The 15,772-nt window shown below is 39.0% G+C and carries 13 protein-coding genes and 3 pseudogenes; 11 read left to right on the top strand and 5 right to left on the bottom strand.

Annotated features, from left to right (window positions below):
* Positions 1-115 precede the first annotated feature (115 nt).
* Both BTR42_RS01675 and BTR42_RS12485 read right to left on the bottom strand, forming a co-directional pair.
* Positions 116-1,288, bottom strand: a pseudogene (locus BTR42_RS01675) (IS110 family RNA-guided transposase).
* 175 nt (positions 1,289-1,463) lie between these two features.
* Positions 1,464-2,811, bottom strand: a pseudogene (locus BTR42_RS12485) (IS3 family transposase).
* 242 nt (positions 2,812-3,053) lie between these two features.
* Here BTR42_RS12485 and BTR42_RS01695 point away from each other — a divergent pair.
* The 6 genes and pseudogenes from BTR42_RS01695 to BTR42_RS12795 all read left to right on the top strand — a co-directional run.
* Positions 3,054-3,884, top strand: coding sequence for a glycosyltransferase family 8 protein (locus BTR42_RS01695; protein ID WP_077496102.1), 831 nt, complete (start codon positions 3,054-3,056; stop codon positions 3,882-3,884).
* 10 nt (positions 3,885-3,894) lie between these two features.
* Positions 3,895-4,866 (top strand): glycosyltransferase family 8 protein, encoded by a 972-nt coding sequence (locus BTR42_RS01700; protein WP_077496104.1) that lies wholly within the window; start codon positions 3,895-3,897, stop codon positions 4,864-4,866.
* A complete protein-coding gene (locus BTR42_RS01705) occupies positions 4,832-5,749 on the top strand; it encodes a lysophospholipid acyltransferase family protein (RefSeq protein ID WP_077496106.1) in 918 nt (305 codons plus the stop codon). The genes BTR42_RS01700 and BTR42_RS01705 overlap by 35 nt, the downstream gene beginning before the upstream one ends.
* Positions 5,724-6,371 carry a TetR/AcrR family transcriptional regulator gene (locus tag BTR42_RS01710; RefSeq protein ID WP_157769855.1) on the top strand — a complete coding sequence of 216 codons (648 nt, stop codon included), beginning with the start codon at positions 5,724-5,726 and terminating at the stop codon, positions 6,369-6,371. Before BTR42_RS01705 ends, BTR42_RS01710 begins: the two co-directional genes overlap by 26 nt.
* A 533-nt stretch (positions 6,372-6,904) precedes the next feature.
* Entirely contained in the window at positions 6,905-7,264 is a 360-nt protein-coding gene (locus tag BTR42_RS01715; protein ID WP_077496110.1) for a hypothetical protein, read from the top strand.
* Between the two features lie 469 nt (positions 7,265-7,733).
* Positions 7,734-8,604: pseudogene (locus BTR42_RS12795) on the top strand (DDE-type integrase/transposase/recombinase); the annotation flags it as partial.
* Positions 8,605-8,944: 340 nt separating this feature from the next.
* Here BTR42_RS12795 and BTR42_RS01725 read toward each other — a convergent pair.
* Entirely contained in the window at positions 8,945-9,568 is a 624-nt protein-coding gene (locus tag BTR42_RS01725; RefSeq protein WP_077496114.1) for an HXXEE domain-containing protein, read from the bottom strand.
* Between the two features lie 389 nt (positions 9,569-9,957).
* Between BTR42_RS01725 and BTR42_RS01730 the strand changes: the two genes are divergently transcribed.
* A complete protein-coding gene (locus BTR42_RS01730; protein ID WP_077496116.1) occupies positions 9,958-10,218 on the top strand; it encodes a hypothetical protein in 261 nt (86 codons plus the stop codon).
* A 73-nt stretch (positions 10,219-10,291) separates the two neighbouring features.
* Entirely contained in the window at positions 10,292-11,068 is a 777-nt protein-coding gene (locus BTR42_RS01735; RefSeq protein WP_077496118.1) for an alpha/beta fold hydrolase, read from the top strand.
* Between the two features lie 290 nt (positions 11,069-11,358).
* Here the strand turns inward: BTR42_RS01735 and BTR42_RS01740 are convergent, their stop codons facing one another.
* Positions 11,359-11,946 carry a TetR/AcrR family transcriptional regulator gene (locus BTR42_RS01740; RefSeq protein ID WP_077496120.1) on the bottom strand — a complete coding sequence of 196 codons (588 nt, stop codon included), beginning with the start codon at positions 11,944-11,946 and terminating at the stop codon, positions 11,359-11,361.
* A gap of 152 nt (positions 11,947-12,098) precedes the next feature.
* On the opposite strand from BTR42_RS01740, the gene BTR42_RS01745 reads away from it, so the two are divergent.
* From BTR42_RS01745 to BTR42_RS01755, 3 genes are all read left to right on the top strand, one after another.
* Positions 12,099-12,875 carry an SDR family oxidoreductase gene (locus tag BTR42_RS01745; protein ID WP_077496122.1) on the top strand — a complete coding sequence of 259 codons (777 nt, stop codon included), beginning with the start codon at positions 12,099-12,101 and terminating at the stop codon, positions 12,873-12,875.
* A gap of 174 nt (positions 12,876-13,049) precedes the next feature.
* The gene (locus tag BTR42_RS01750) at positions 13,050-13,718 is read left to right on the top strand and encodes an HXXEE domain-containing protein (protein ID WP_077496124.1); all 669 of its coding nucleotides are present in this window, start codon (positions 13,050-13,052) and stop codon (positions 13,716-13,718) included.
* 129 nt (positions 13,719-13,847) lie between these two features.
* Positions 13,848-14,375: a nitroreductase family protein gene (locus tag BTR42_RS01755; RefSeq protein WP_077496126.1), complete on the top strand. Its 528-nt coding sequence runs from the start codon at positions 13,848-13,850 to the stop codon at positions 14,373-14,375.
* Positions 14,376-14,696: 321 nt separating this feature from the next.
* On the opposite strand, the gene BTR42_RS01760 is transcribed toward BTR42_RS01755, so the two are convergent.
* Positions 14,697-15,467, bottom strand: a complete 771-nt coding sequence (locus BTR42_RS01760; RefSeq protein ID WP_077496128.1) for a response regulator transcription factor — start codon at positions 15,465-15,467, stop codon at positions 14,697-14,699.
* Positions 15,468-15,772: the final 305 nt, after the last annotated feature.

Here is a 15,772-nt window from a genome sequence, read left to right on the forward strand (position 1 = left end):
TGATAGACTATTGTCTTATTTATGGTACTGTACCGGCTTCAAAAAGGTACACGCAAACACCACTTTGTCTGGTATTTTTTAAAACAAGGTGCTACAATGAAGAGCATAAGTGGCTTTAGTGATTTTGGGTAGAACGATAATCGTAAAGCTTGTTATGCGTTATGAGGTAATACATTGTCCGAATGAGACGATGTACAGAGGCAATCGTATGTGGCTTAGTTGGATTTTTTCGTTTCTCATACAAGTCTGTGATATGACAGGGATTAGTATGATTAGCAGAGGCTATGTTGTGAATGCATTTGAAAAGAATCTTTCGAGCATACGATACGGATTCCCATGTTTGGTGATGTGTTCCTGAGCCAGATAGTTTCCAGATTCATAGTGTCTAAGATCAATGCCAATAAAGGCGTTGATCTGATTAGCAGACTGAAACCGACGAATATCACCAAGTTCGCCAATAATGCTTGTCGCAGTAGTTTCTGCGATTCCAGAAATAGAGAGCAAAATCTCATATTCTGGTAACGGTTGAGCTAGTCCTACCATTTGATCAAGAACAGCTTGTCTCTGTTCAGAAAGTCTAAGCAATTTTTTTGCATAGTAACGACCCTCTTCCATCAGGGGAGAGGTTTTCTTAACCGCACAATAAGACTGTTTAGCTAGTTCTGTAAGCTTATCTAAGTCATTCACACGCTTGTCAGCGATGCGTTTTGACGTAGACTGACGGATGATAGCTGATAATGCGTAGTCATCCACCCGTACAAAGCTATTACATGGAAAAGTCATGACCAAGTTCCAATATTGTTCACCAGTTGGCGCTGACAAGAGTGTCTCCAACTCTGGGAAAGTGACTTGTAAAACCTTGTGAAGTCGATTCTTCGCCTCCGTTAAATTTTGATGGAAACGACTTAAATCACGAAGTTCCTGATAAATCTCCTCCTGGACATAAGAGGTTTACGGTTGAGAATGAACTGAGACCGTGCTAACTTTTCTGCATCGCTTTTGTCAGTTTTGCAAACACGCAAGCTGTCAAGTTACTTCTTAGCCTCTAATGGGTTGAGCCGAGTATAAGCGTAACCATAATTCTCAAGGAATGCCTGAAGACGACGAGAATAGATTCCAGTTGCCTCAAAGATAATCTCAGGGTGATGAACGCTCTTCAAATTACCCAGTAGGCGAGAGAATCCGATAACGTCATTAGGTATGGTATAACCATGAATTTTATCATCATTGACTAAATAGCCACTTCTGAGCCGGCTTTACTCACATCAATTCCAAATACTGTACGTATGATAGTTACCTCTTTGTCTTGAGAATGATACCTTAGTTTTAGCGATATCGTTTTCAATACTCGATGTCTTATGTCCCACATACTTTGATAACATTCTACTAAAACAGGTGTCTTGTCAGTTTTAGTTACGACGTCTAGCACCAAAGGGCTCAGCGACTTAACAAGAACCTCTACTTTAACATAACGAAAAAGTAGTGAATACTCTCTGCTCTCTCCCGTCGGAGTTTTCCCAACTACTAATCTTAGTATGTTTTAATTTCGTTTTGATTTGTTTGTTATTGTCATAATCAATGTAATCAATAATGGCTTGTTTAAGTTCATCAAGTGACTTAAAGGTTTTCTCAAAACCATAAAACATTTCTGATTCGAGGATGCCAAAGAAAGCTTCCATCATGCCATTGTCGGAGCTGTTTCTCTTGCGTGATATGGAGGGGCAAATCCCCTTGGATGCCAAGAAGTTATGATAAGACTGGTGCTGATATTGCCACCCTTGGTCGCTGTGAAGAATGGTGCCTTTGTAAGACTCAGCTAGAAATATTTTTTAAGCATGGTTTGAACCTGTTTTAAATCAAGTGAGCGTGACAAGGATCTCACTATTATACCCATCAAAAACAGGTGATAAATAGAGTTTCTTATTAGTGTTTGGTAAAGCAAATTCCGTCACATCTGTATAACACTCCTTACAAAGTTTAGAACCTTTGAAGTGACGTTTAATCAGTTCTTGCCAACCTCACCCTTGTGAGAGGAATACTGACGTTTCCGACGAATACAAGTAGCCAACCCCATTAATGTCATCAAGCGTTGTACCTTCTTGTGGTTGATAACCACCCCACGATTTCGCAATTCCAAGTGAGCCCGACGATAACCATAATTCCCTTTATGCTCGTCATAAATAGCTTTAAGCTCCTTATATCCTTATTACCTTTATAAAGTTGTTTCAAGTGATAATAATAGGTTGAACGAGGTAAGCCTAAAACGTCAAGTAACATCGCTAGTGGAATCTCACCACTTAACTCTTGGATGATTTTTGTTGCTCTTCGAGCTTTACCTCGTCCTTCAAGCGGTATTCTCTCAACTTTTTTAGCACAGCATTCTCCGCTCTAAGATAGTCCAATTCTTTTTGAAGACACTCTAATTCTGTCATCTCCTCAGTCTTCTTTTTAGGCTTGCGTCCCATTGTTGGTCTCTCTCGTTGTTTCTCAACAATAGTATATCCGTTTTTCTTGTATTGTGCTAGCCAATTTGGAAGCATACCACGATTTGGTAAAGCGTAATCTAAGGAAACCAGGTCTTGTGATTGACCGTCAATCAGAACTTTTTCTATCATTTCTTGCTTTAATTCGAGAGAGTAATATCTGTTTTTACCTTTTCTAACAACCTCAACTCCATACCACTCCATGAGTTTAACTATGTACCGGAGATTAGATGGATTGATATCATATGTTTGACCTAAGCCGAGGCCATGACAATCCTTGTTTTCTTAAGTTATAAATCGTTACTTTATCTTTATAAGTTAATTTCATTCAAAAAGCACCTCAATCGTTAAATTTCATGTCTAACTTTTGGGATGCAGTTCATCAAACCATTATTTTTTGTTTTAGTCGGAGGGACTTTTGTCTTTAATCTGAAACTGAGTAAACCTCGGTTTCTATTTTTTTCAAAAAATAGCTTGAAAAAATAAAAACTCAGGAGTATAATTGCAAATATAAAAAAGAGTGAGTATTCACTCATTTTTTAAAAACAAGATTTACTGAAGGAGCTTCACATGCAACACATCTTATATTGTGGGGACAGTCAGATGATTGACGGCTTGATTTTATCAAGTTTATCGCTAGCTAAGAATACCAATGAAGCATTAGATATTAGGATTTTGACCGCAAGAATTGAGAGCGCTGAGAAAACTTATCACCCCTTGACAGAAGATTCGGCAGTTAAACTGGAAAAAATCTTGCAGGCCTATGACGAGCGTCATTGTGTGACTATTATTGATATCAGCGACTTACTCTTGTCAGAATTTCCAGTGGCTAATCAAGAGACGATTTTCACGCCAAATTGCATGTTGCGCTTATTTGCGGACAAGTTGTCTGATTTGCCAGAGCGCTTTCTTTATCTGGACACGGATGTGATTTGCTGTCGTGATTTTTCTGAGTTTTATCATCAGGAGTTGAATGATGTTGAGTTCGTTGGGGTCTTAGATTACTATGGTAAATGGTTTTTCCATCACCAATGGAGAACCTTTGACTACATCAACTCAGGAGTTCTACTGTTTAACACCGCTGAAATCCAAAAAACTAATTTGCTCGGACGCTGTCGAAAATTATGTCAAGAAAAGACTTTTTTTATGCCAGATCAGTCTGCGCTCAATACGCTTGCTAAGAAGAAAAAGATTACCAATCGCAAGTTTAATGACCAGCGTCGTTACCATAAAAACACCGTTTTTCAACATTTTACAACCAGTTTTCGCTTTTTCCCATGGGTACATACGCTAACCGTCAAGCCTTGGGAGATTGACAAGATGCACGACGTCCTGAAATTGCATGTCCACGATGACCTAATTGACCAATACTTGGCCTACAAAGAAGATTTTTTATATTAAGGAGAAGACAATGACAACTAAAACGATTCCCGTTTTTTTCGCGACTGATGACCGTTACGCTAAATACTTGCATGTTAGTCTGGTATCGCTGATTGCCCACACGTCGCCACTTCATAGCTATCACATTCATATTCTCAACCAAGGGCTGACCGACCAGCACCAAGCTAACTTCAAGAAACTTGAGACTGACAATGTGACTGTTGATTTGGTGGATATGGGTGAGCACTTTGCACAGGTCATGACTGGGGACACGTCAACTCTTCGTGGCGATTACAGCACCATGACCATTTACTTCCGTCTTTTCATCGCGGAGATGTTTCCTGCTTATGACAAGGCGATTTATCTGGACGCGGATACGATTCTTTTAAGGGATATTGCAGAGCTTTTTGAGACAGACTTATCTGGTAATCTTGTGGCAGCTGCTTTTGATAGTTTTGCCTCAGAAGTACCTATCACCAAGCGTTACGTGGAAGAGATTTTAGGGCTTGAGGCGACAGATTATCTCAACTCAGGTGTCTTGGTCATGAATTTGAAAGCCATGCGTGCGGTGAATTTCTGTCAACATTTTGTCAATCTCAGAACAGCTTACAATTTTGATTTGCTTGCTGGTGACCAAGATTATCTGAATGTCATGACTGACGGCGCTAAGGTCAAATTATCCTCTGATTGGAATGTCTTACCACAAATCCGTATAGATAGTCCAAAACTCATTCATTATAATCTCTTTGATAAACCTTGGCATTACGAAGGATTGGCTTATGAAGAATACTTCTGGGAGTATGCAAAGAAAACACCTTATTATCAAGATTTATTAGATGAACGCGCAGCTTTTTCTAAAGGGGGAAAAGAAAAAGACCAAGAAAGTTTGGCAGCACTACTTAAGCACGCCAACGAGATTGTAGGTGACAGCATAGCCAAGACCTTGAAGAAAGTGAGGGAAGAAGGACATGATGATTGGTGGCTCAAAGCGAGCGGTTATTGAAAATATGAAGCAGGCGTTGTTGGCAAGTGACCAGCATGCCAAGGTAGAGCTCGGCGACCCTGATTTGACGGCGTATGAGCGCCAGCAGTTGGTGGATGATTTTTTTGCCAATCAGAATAAGCCTTTGTTTAAGTTACAGCGCAGTTTGACGCGCTGGGCTGCGAATCTTTTGTCCCGTAGTTTAAATAACAAGACTAAATTTATTGGGCTCGACAATCTTGCAACAGTCAAAGGTGGTGCGATTGTGACCAGCAATCACTTTAATCCGCTGGAAAATACGGCCATCCGAACGGCGGCTCTCAAGACTGGGCACAAGCATTTGTATATCGTCAGTCAGGAGATAAACCTGATTGAGACGGGCTTTTTGGGCAGTTTAGTGCGCCACTATGACTTGCTTCCAGTCATGATAAATGGAAACAACCCGACTTATATGGCGCATACCTTTCCTGAAAAATTGGCTGATGTACTCGGTCAAAATGAGCTGGTTTTGATTTATCCTGAGCAGGAGATGTGGTATAACTACCGCAAACCACGCTTCCTACAACGCGGAGCCTATTTCTACGCGGCTAAAAATCAGGTGCCAATCGTTCCCTGCTTTGTAGAAATACGGGACTATGATAAAATAGAAAATGACGAATTTCTTGCAATCCAATTTGTAGTACATATCATGCCAGCGATTTATCCAACTCCTGACAAGTCGGTGAGAGAGAATTCTCAGATACTCATGCAGGCGGATTACGAAGCTAAAAAAGCTGCCTACGAGCGGGCTTATCAGAAGCCTCTGACTTATGACTTTGAAGTTGGTGACATTGCAGGTTGGCGGGATGAAACGATTTATCAGAAAGAAAGTGAAAATTATGGAGCAAAAGCAAACCCTATTTGAGCAGGCTTTGAAGTCTTACAATCTGCCCAAAAAGCAGGAGGCGGTGCTCTTAGCTAGTTTGCATCTGTTTGCGGAGCAAGGCTATGAAGCGACCAGCAGTAGCCAGATTGCGGCACGAGCGCAGGTGGCTGAGGGCAGTGTTTACAGACATTTCAAGACCAAACGTGGGATTTTAGAGGTCATTTTGAGCTCTATCACGGATGAGCTTCTCCCTCGCATGTCTGAAGAGTTTATCACTGAGCTTAAAGGTCAAACTGGACTTGATTTTCAGGATTTTTTGACATACCTTGTCCACAATCGCTTGGAGTTTCTGGTTGAAAATCAGCTTCAAATCAAGATTTTACTGCAGGAGACGGGTAGCAATCCTCAATATCTCAAGGTCTTGGTGGATAAATTTCATGACGTCATTGACACCTCTATTTGGCATATTTTTGATCATTATAAAAAGCAGGGCAGACTGGTGGATTGGGATGTCATGCGGATATTCACTTATGTGGCATGGGCGATTTTATCCGCAGCCCTTCCCTACATTTACTTACCAGCGCAGCCGTTTGACATAGACCAAAAAACCAAAGAAATCAGTGAATTTCTAGTAAAAGGACTAACACCAGGTAAACTTTAAATTTCTAGTAAAAGGACTAACACCAGGTAAACTTTAAATTTCATAATGTAGAAAAGCAAACTAAGGCTATTAGTTCTTATCAGTGTGCTTTATGAATCCTACAAAAGTCAGTAGGAAAAGTAAAGATGTTCATGACAGTATGATTGAAAGAGTAAGCTGAATCTTGAAACAAATTATCAGATTAGTTAAATGTCAATTTTAATTGCGCTAGCTTTTCAAGGTATTGGTAATAGCTGTCAGCACATGTGGAGGCAGTAGGACTGTTGGTGAAAATTGAGTCATTGGGATAGTGTGAAAAGCCTTGAAATTAAGGCTTTTGTCATATGAAGATTAGTATTAGAGTAAGAATTGTAGTTGAGAAAATAGGTTTGATAGCTTGGCAAAAGGAGGTGAGACACATGGTGAAGATTGACACGAGTGAGTGGAAATTTTTCGCTTTGTCTGAATTAGGTTTTGAAAACTTCCATGAAGAACATCTGAATAAATAAAAAACTTGAGGGAAGTATTCCCTTTGTGACTACTGGGAAAGATAATTGAGGTGTTACCCACAATATATCGGAAATAATAGAACTCTCTATACAAAGCCAGTTACAGTTGATATGCTTGGCAATTGTTTTTATCATCTATATGATTATGCTGGAGATGATAATATTTATTTCTTTGTTAATAATGATTTATCAGAAAATAAAAAGTTATTTATCTCTGTTTCAATAAATTCACAAACTTCAAAAAGTATGCTTATATTGACCAATTTAGGCAAGGAAATGCAGATGAATTGGGAGTATAACTTCCCTGTCGATCCCCAAGGGCAGTCTGATTGGTATTATATGGAAAATTATATGCCTGAGGTTTTTGCTGATGTCAAGATGTCTTTAAACTATCTACAAGCATAATAAAAGGGGCGAGCCCACTGAAAAAGTCATCGTCTAAAAAATAATATGAACAATGTAATTTAGACATTGTTCAAATAACTAAAAGACGAAAGATATTGGTCCTTCTTAAGTAAGAGCGCTATATATCATTCATTTTTTCTCTATTAGATTTTTCTAGTTTTTACTTTTCAGTGGCTTCAAAGGGGCAACTGCCTTTTTGAGTTGTTGGAGCCAAGTTTTGGCTCTTTTTACTTGTCTAGAAAGAATAGGTATTTTAAACTAAACATGACATACTGTTGGCATGGTTAGTGTGATATTATAATAGATGTAAAGGTGACAGTCATATGAAAATAGATAGGTTAATAGGGGCTCTTTCTGTTCTGCTACAGGGAAGGTAAAGTGCCAGCATCAAAGTTAGCAGAGAAATTGAAGTGTCAAGAAGGACAGTTAACAGAAATATGAACCATCTTTGTAATGCAGGTTGGTATCCCTAAAGCAAGTGGCAGTGATTGTGGCACAAAAAAGGAATCACTGGCAACAAGGAAAAATACAGTATTTCTGCCATGTGTCATCTTTGGAAAATACCACGTTTTAGCTATTATTACAAAGCCATTAAACCACTTTGGAAATAAAACTAGAGTCAAAAGTGAAAAGCTACCTTCCTGGAAAATGGAAAACAAAGCGAGATATGATGCTAGAAAAATTAAATGACTTTTTGCAATTAAAGGTATTCACCTCTCACGTCGTCGCATCATGAAACGTTTAAACCACCTCGTTTATTGTAGTATCAGAAGGTTGACTTCAAACCGCATTCTTAAAGGAAAAAATGAAGCCTGTGTCCAAACACTTAGATAGATAATTTGACCATCGAAAGCCGTTAGAAGTTCTGGTAACTGATTTGACCTATGTTAGAATGGGGAATACGCTGGGCATATGGTTGCTTCATTATTGACCTCTACAACCGGAAAAATCATCGGATTATCCTTTGTTTGGCACAAGACCGCAGACTTGGTGAAGGGAACCATTCAGAGCATCAACCCTTGGTCTTAACAAAAGCGACTATTTTTCATCATCCGACAGAGGAAAAGAGTTTGGCAATAGCGAGTAATTAATGCCTTTAACATCACACGTTCATTGAGTCAAGTCAAGCCGGCTATGCCATTATGCCATATCAGAGAGTATCTATCGTGCCTTCAAAATTGAGTTTACCAACCAAGAGAGGCTTTCATTTCCTAGAAAAATTAACTAATAAGACAAGAATTTATGCCCATTGGTGGAATTACCATCGTATACATGACAGCCTCAAGTATCAAACACCTATGATCATCCGATTAATCGCTTACCAAAAATACGCTTTATAAATTTTTTTACAAAAACGGTTGTATTTTCAATCGGTCACTAACCTTTGGGAAGGACATCTCTGCTAATGTTCAGAATGCAATCGGCAAGTCACTTTTAAGGAATGGCTTGCCGATTATCTTATCTGAGTAATGGCGATTAGTGTAATGGCGATTAGTAGTTTTCCAAACATGGGCATGTTATACTTAAGAGAACAATAAACAGCTTATGAATAGCAATTTAGCAACAGATAATCGTGCAGCAGTAGTAAACTGAGGGCGGTTTCTAAGTTTTAAGTTCTTAATTCAGAATCCCAACTTGAAATGAGCTTATCGTTTTTTAGTGATTAAGAATGATGGTCGTCTACTTTTTCTTTCTCATAGAACTGATAGTATTTTTCAAGAAAACACCATAGCTTGCACCGGAGGATTTTACCGCAATAGCTTGTGCTACGATAAGTGGTACAAATAGGTTAAGCAAACCAAGGCTGACATTTGCCCATGAAAAAAGCCCTTCCTGATTCATCACGTAGAAGCCCCAGATGGAACACAGTGGTAAAATCGTGTAGGCTGTCGCCATACCTGCATTGTAAATACCATGAATAAGTCCCTTATTATTCTTTTTCATACGAATGGCTGCGGTATGGGCTAATACCTCTACGAATCCAAGAATAAGAATGGACGTTGCTAGCCAAATTTGATTTGTAAAAAATAATGGTACAATCCCTACATAGACTGTGAGCAATAAGAGCATGATATAGCCAATACCACTATCTACCTTTGCATTACTGTCCATATTGGTTTCGTTCAATTCTTCGAAGCCAAATAGTTTTTCTTCCCAAGTATGGATAGATACACAAATAAACAGGATAGATGTGACTCGTTGCAAGGCTGGAATCTCTCCCCAGTTAAAGACTAGATAAATGCCAACGCAGATAGCAAGAACGGAAATAATAGCAAGACTATTTTTTTGAATTTTTTCAATCATGAGATGGACTCCTTTATGTTTGATGAGCTTATTATAGACTTAGTCTGGCCACTTAAACAAGACACAATTTTTGCAAAAATGTCGCTTTTTCAAAAATAAAGGTATAAACTATACTATATTAATTACGATTATGGTGAGGAAAAGGAAACTAATGAATGCAAAAGAACGTATCCAAAAAGCTTTTTGGCACTATTACCAAGAAAAACCAATTGACCAAATACGTATTAGAGAATTGACTGAAAAGCGGCCTGTAATCGTGGGACATTCTATAAATATTACATTGATATCCACGATTTATTAGAGCAAGAAGAAAACCAGCTTGTTGAAGATTTCAAAAATGGGATGCTAACCTTGTCTCAAGAAAAAATCCTCGAATCTTGGAAACTATCGTGTTACTCTACCAAACTTACGCTTTTAAACTTTCAGCTTTTTTAAAAGCAGGGAATCGCACCATTATCTATCGCCTGAGAGATTTGACTTTAGACATGTACCAAGAAAAGAGGGAATCACCTCTTTCAAAAGAAGAACGATTGACTATGGAATACTATTTTCATGGGCTAATCATGGCCTTTGACTATTGGTATAATCATGTTTCTGATATGACTATTGAAGAATTTCTAGCTATCTTAGGGAATATCAGAAAGATTTAGCTTTAACTGCCATAATAGAATGAGGTCAGTTTATGAGGGTAATTTTCGATGACAATGAATAGAGGGGAGAAAGATGTCTCAATTATTTATTGAAGAGAGAGGGCAAGAGCACCATCAGACGATTATTTTCTTGCATGCGACTGGTGCTAGTGGCCATATGTGGCACCATCATTTAGCAGTACTAGAAAGATATTTTCACTGTCTAGCGATTGATTTGCCAGGGCATGGTAGAAGCCGTGAGATAGAATGGACGAATTTTGAGGATATTACCGAGAACATAGTGGATATCATTAACAAAAAATCCCACGGGAAACCTCATCTAGTGGGACTTTCCTTGGGTGGCTCCCTCATCTTAAAGTTACTAGAAAGCCACAGTCATTTGGTGGACAAGGTCATCATTGATGGCGCCAGCCACCAGCCCATCAAGGGTTATCGGATAATGGTCATAATGGTGGGGCTGATGTCCCTGCTTAAAAACACAGCTTTCATCGAAAAGCTGCTAACAAAGATGATGGAAAAAGATGGCGTATCTAGCCAAGAAATCCAGTCCTTTTTGGCGGATATGCGAGCCGCATCCAGCAAATTTTTTCGCCGTGCCATGACTCAGGCGAATCTCTTAAGAGCTAAGCCTATCTTTCAAAGCCCTGCTCTCTTTCTTTCAGGAGGCAAGGAATCCCCCTCTATTCACGCATCACATCAGACCTTAGCTAAAGAAAATCCAGATAGCGAATGCGCCTACTATCCCGACAAAGGGCATGCCTGGCTATTCAGTGACGCCCCTACCCATATCGAGGCTGTCCAATATTTTTTACAGGGGAAGACCTTCCCAGAAAAATTAAAAGGCTTCTGACGCCGCTTTTTTTTGGATGAATCCTATTAACTGTATCAAACCTTGTATAGCATAATATCATTGAATGTGCGGAACAGAATGAGTATCAGAGCTTATAAAATAACCAGCAATCGCGAGATTACTGGTTATTTTTTCACAAAAATTTATTTCGTTAATGCGGCATTTTCAAAAATAGATGATTCACTTACTGGGGTACCTCTTTCTCTTCTAGCTTTAATTGCTTGGTCCAACGCTCTAATCTCTGAATATGCGGCAGTTCTACAATCTTCATTTTCAGGGCAAAGTGATTTCTACTTCTTGTTTAGAGTACTGTCTTCCTTCCCCTCCCCAGTTACCTCTGGCCAGTACCACAAAGTAAACAGCCTCCGAGTAATTCCTAAAAGTTCTTCGTCACTGATACTTTTCGGATTTTTTACCTGTGCTGCCAATGCCGAAAAAATCCCTGTCAGATAAATATTCATGACTATCTTATTCTTAGGCGTATCTGCAATCGTACTGTTCATCCGGTGTAGCGTTTTTTCCTGAATTCTTCGAATAAAATGAGCTCGGTTTTGATCACTTAAAAGAACATGAAGCCGATCCTTATATTCCCTGAATTTAGATAAATAAATACGAAAGAAGTCATCATTTAGTGCATTGCTCTCCCCCAACAACGGCAAAATAGAATCCAATAGATCGTTGATGAATTCATCCTCTGCGTATTCGATTAATGCAAAGATATCTTGGAAATAACGGTAAAAAGTTGTACGGTTATATCCTGCCAAATCTGTAATTTCCCGAATCGTAATACTGTAAATGTTCTTAACTTCTGCCAGTTGGAAGCATGTAGTAATAAATACTTCCCTTGTGGCATCTGTAATCTTCGGCTGCTTTTTCATCGTTTCTCCTTGTCATCTACTCTTATCATGCGACACTTGTCTGATATTGTTGCTTGATGATTCCCATGCTAAAAAGCTATACTGTAATTGTACGACATCTGTCGCACGATTTCAAGTGAGTAGGCTTCAAATATAAAGGAGGTACTTATATTATGAACATCAAAGAAAATACTGTACTCATCACTGGCGGGGCGTCTGGCATTGGATATGCTCTTGCGGAAAGATTTATCAAGGAAGGAAATGAGGTGATCATCTGTGGACGAAGCATGGATAAATTGGAAGCCGCCAAAAAAAAGCTCCCAGAACTTCATATCAAGCAATGTGACATTTCCGTAGAAGCGCAACGAATTGCGCTGTTCGAGGAAGTTACAAAAGAATTTCCTGAAATCAATGTCATCGTAAACAATGCAGGTCTGCAGGTTCAAAGAGATTTGACACAGGATGTCGACTGGAGCAGCTGTGCCAAAGAAATTGCCACAAACATGGAAGCGCCGATTCATCTGTGCACGCTGTTTGTTCCCGTACTCAAAGGAAAAGAAAATGCAACGATTATCAATGTCACTAGCGGACTCGCCTTCCTTCCAGCACCTTATGTTCCAATCTACACAGCAACAAAGGCTGGGATGCATAACTTCACCTTCTGTCTGCGTCAGCATGTAGCAGAGTGTGGCATTGATGTTGTTGAAGTTATCCCCCCTCCAGTAAATACAAACCTTGGTGGCGCTGGCGTTCACGCAAATATCGGTGCTGATCTGAACGTATATGCAGATAGTGTCATGGACGGATTAAAAGCAGGTGACAAAGAGTTGACCTTCGGTTTCAGCACGCAAAATCATGCCAAGTCCAGAAAAGAACTAGAAGCCATGGCTGCAGCCACATGGGCAAATCGCGGTAAGATGACTCCCCCCAGTCTAAAAGAACAGAGGTAAAGTAAGTGGCAAATATAGCACTGACAAATTTAAAAACACAACATTTTGTAAGAAGTGGCTGTGACAGAAAAACTGAACAAGAAAAACTAGACGCTCTCCTAGGTTTCGGTGATGGTTCAGTTTCCTTCACTAAAGAAAGAAAAAAGACGATAGTCGTATCGTCTGGGTGGAATAATGTATAAAAATTTTTTCAGTAAATGGTGTGATCAGATCTGGCTGTATCTTGTATACTTCCTGGGAATCCTGATGACCTGCTGTCTCATCTGGAACTGGGATACATGGGAACTAACTCGAAAACTTGCCTGCATGCTGACGATTGCGGTGACTTTACATATTTTTGAAGAAAATACATTTCCTGCCGGATTTTATTATATGAACAATTTAGGGTTTAAATCGAAAGAGCCGATGGTTTATCCTCAAAATCGCTGTACAAACATGGTCACAAATCTTGGCGCAACGATTGTACTGATGTTAGTGACATTCTACGTACAGAAAATTGAAACGAGTGCTATGGTTCTGATTGTATTCTTCGCACTTGGTGAAACCGTTAATCATACCCTCAGTGGAATTAAAATGCAGGCTCGTTATCAAGATAAAGGGAAAAAGACAATCTACGCTCCCGGTTTGATGACTTCTTGGTTCATTCTGATTCCATTGGCAACTTCAGCACTAAAATGGCTAGTGACAAATGGTGCCAGTTTACTTCAAATCCTAGGCGGAATCGGTATTTTTGTTGGAATCGCCGTTTTTCTCATTCTAGTACCTTTTGCCATCTCCACTCGAGTAAAAAGTAAAGAGTTTGCTTTTCGTGACAAAGGTTATTTTGAGAAATATGAAAAATAATGAAGGGAGGTTACCCCTGAAAATTCAATTATGGATGGATGACAATACCGAACGGTAGGTTGATGTCATCGCCAATGCAAGGTGTCCTCAGATAACAATACATTCAAACATAGAAAAGGAGATGTCCACATGAACGAAACCATTAAAACCCTCACAAGTCGTAAAAGTTGCCAGGCCTTCAAACCGGAACACATTTCCCGCGAAGTGCTTGACGAAATCATCGTCGCAGGATTAAACGCACCTTCCGGTATGAATTCACAGGGAGCATTACTTCTAGCTGTTCAGGATGACGAGACGGTCGCGGAACTAGCTGCTCTAAATGCCAAAGTCGCAAGAGCTATGCTGTTAAAAATGAATCCTGAGATGGCTGCTAAGTTTCCGGACGCCCCTTTCCATGGCGCAAAAGATCTGGTTGCAGTCGTTGTCAAGAAAGGACCTACTGCCACCTATGACGGCAGCCTCGTAATCGGAAATATGCTGAATGCTGCTTGGAGTCTGGGCATTGACAGCCGTTGGGTTCATCGCGGAAAGGAAGTGTTCGCTACAGACGAAGGCAAAGCCATCCTAGCGAAAGCAGGTATCACGGAGGAAGTCGAAGGAATTGGCTTCTGCATTCTCGGCCATGCGGCACAGGAAAAGCCTAAAACAGAGATTTAAGCCAACCGTACTTTTTATATCTAACCTATGTATGATGCAGAGTCGATTTGATTCTGCATCTTTTTATTGGGTTTGTTTCTTGCTTTACTCCATCAAAAGTCAGGAATGGTAAATCATTCTTGCATAATCAAGCCTAGCATATATCTGCCAGAAGTATTATAATGTGAACTTTACATGGATAAAATTTTATCACCTTTTTTTACAATATTGATATTCTCCCTATCTTTAAGAGAAAGATACTGGTAATATTGTAGCCTAAACCATATGCAGTTAATCATGCTATCCTCTGATAACCCCCGTGTGTCCTGCTAATATTATGATTCATCTCTTGTAAAAGGATTTTGTTGCGACACCAGTCCATCCATATTTCCCTTTCATCTCACAACACAGAATCCCCTCCTGTATACTAGCTATTTTCTCTACTAAAATTCCCTCGTAGGTAGTTGTCAATAGTATAGTATTTTTACCTATTTTTATAAGACTATCTTTTACTCTACTGATAGTCTCATTCAGCGTATTCTCTTCTACAAAGAGTTCATTATCCCAAATTTCTGATAATAATTTTTCACGAGTAATGATATTCGGGTGATGATTGAACAGAAGCTCTATCAATATCGCCTCATTTTTGGACAAATCAATTTGATTATTTTTGCACTTTATTGTAAATCTGTGCTTGTTAAAGGTACAATCTCCGCAATCAATTTCTGTTTCACTGCGGGCATATTCACCATAAGCTCTTCGAAGTTGAGAATTGATTTTTGCAAGCAATAACTCATGTGAAAATGGTTTTATTACATAATCATCCCCACCACTCACAATAGCTCTGATTTGATCCGCATCTTCCGCTCTTGCAGACGTAAATATAATAGGGACATTCGTTATTTTTCTAATTTCATTGCACCAATAAAAACCATCATAGTATGGAATATTGATATCCAGTAAAATTAAGTTAGGATTATAGTCTTCAACAAAGAGGTCTATCGTCTTGAAATCTTTACAAATACACACCTCAAAATCGTACCTGACAAGATACTCTTTTACAATAGCTGCTAAATCTGAATCATCTTCTATGATGCCTATTTTAAATGTCATATATATCTCCTGAATCAAACAGAGTCACAATTATTTACAGAAATAAAAGTTTTCTCCTTGTAGAATATTCCACTATTCTCATTAAATTTAGTTTTACCACTATAAAATAGCCATAGTGAAGATTGTTCTTTTTGGAACAAACAACTAGGAAGACTGTACTGAAACCCATTAATACTAAAAACTCTTTTTATTATAATGGTAGTATTATATCAAAATAACATTACAAATAGAAATACAAGGTATAATGAGAAAATATGGTGGATTGAATAATAGACATAAAAGTTACGTTAACCCCTTGAAACTAC

Origin of the sequence: Streptococcus gallolyticus subsp. gallolyticus DSM 16831, from assembly GCF_002000985.1 — a bacterium.
GTDB classification, from domain to species: Bacteria; Bacillota; Bacilli; order Lactobacillales; family Streptococcaceae; genus Streptococcus; species Streptococcus gallolyticus.

Coding starts and splice junctions, on each gene's coding strand:
- BTR42_RS01695 (WP_077496102.1), top strand. CDS start 3,054: ATGCAACACATCTTATATTGTGGGGACAGTCAGATGATTGACGGCTTG.
- BTR42_RS01700 (WP_077496104.1), top strand. CDS start 3,895: ATGACAACTAAAACGATTCCCGTTTTTTTCGCGACTGATGACCGTTAC.
- BTR42_RS01705 (WP_077496106.1), top strand. CDS start 4,832: ATGATGATTGGTGGCTCAAAGCGAGCGGTTATTGAAAATATGAAGCAG.
- BTR42_RS01710 (WP_157769855.1), top strand. CDS start 5,724: ATGGAGCAAAAGCAAACCCTATTTGAGCAGGCTTTGAAGTCTTACAAT.
- BTR42_RS01725 (WP_077496114.1), bottom strand. CDS start 9,568: ATGATTGAAAAAATTCAAAAAAATAGTCTTGCTATTATTTCCGTTCTT.
- BTR42_RS01735 (WP_077496118.1), top strand. CDS start 10,292: ATGTCTCAATTATTTATTGAAGAGAGAGGGCAAGAGCACCATCAGACG.
- BTR42_RS01740 (WP_077496120.1), bottom strand. CDS start 11,946: ATGAAAAAGCAGCCGAAGATTACAGATGCCACAAGGGAAGTATTTATT.
- BTR42_RS01745 (WP_077496122.1), top strand. CDS start 12,099: ATGAACATCAAAGAAAATACTGTACTCATCACTGGCGGGGCGTCTGGC.
- BTR42_RS01750 (WP_077496124.1), top strand. CDS start 13,050: ATGTATAAAAATTTTTTCAGTAAATGGTGTGATCAGATCTGGCTGTAT.
- BTR42_RS01755 (WP_077496126.1), top strand. CDS start 13,848: ATGAACGAAACCATTAAAACCCTCACAAGTCGTAAAAGTTGCCAGGCC.
- BTR42_RS01760 (WP_077496128.1), bottom strand. CDS start 15,467: ATGACATTTAAAATAGGCATCATAGAAGATGATTCAGATTTAGCAGCT.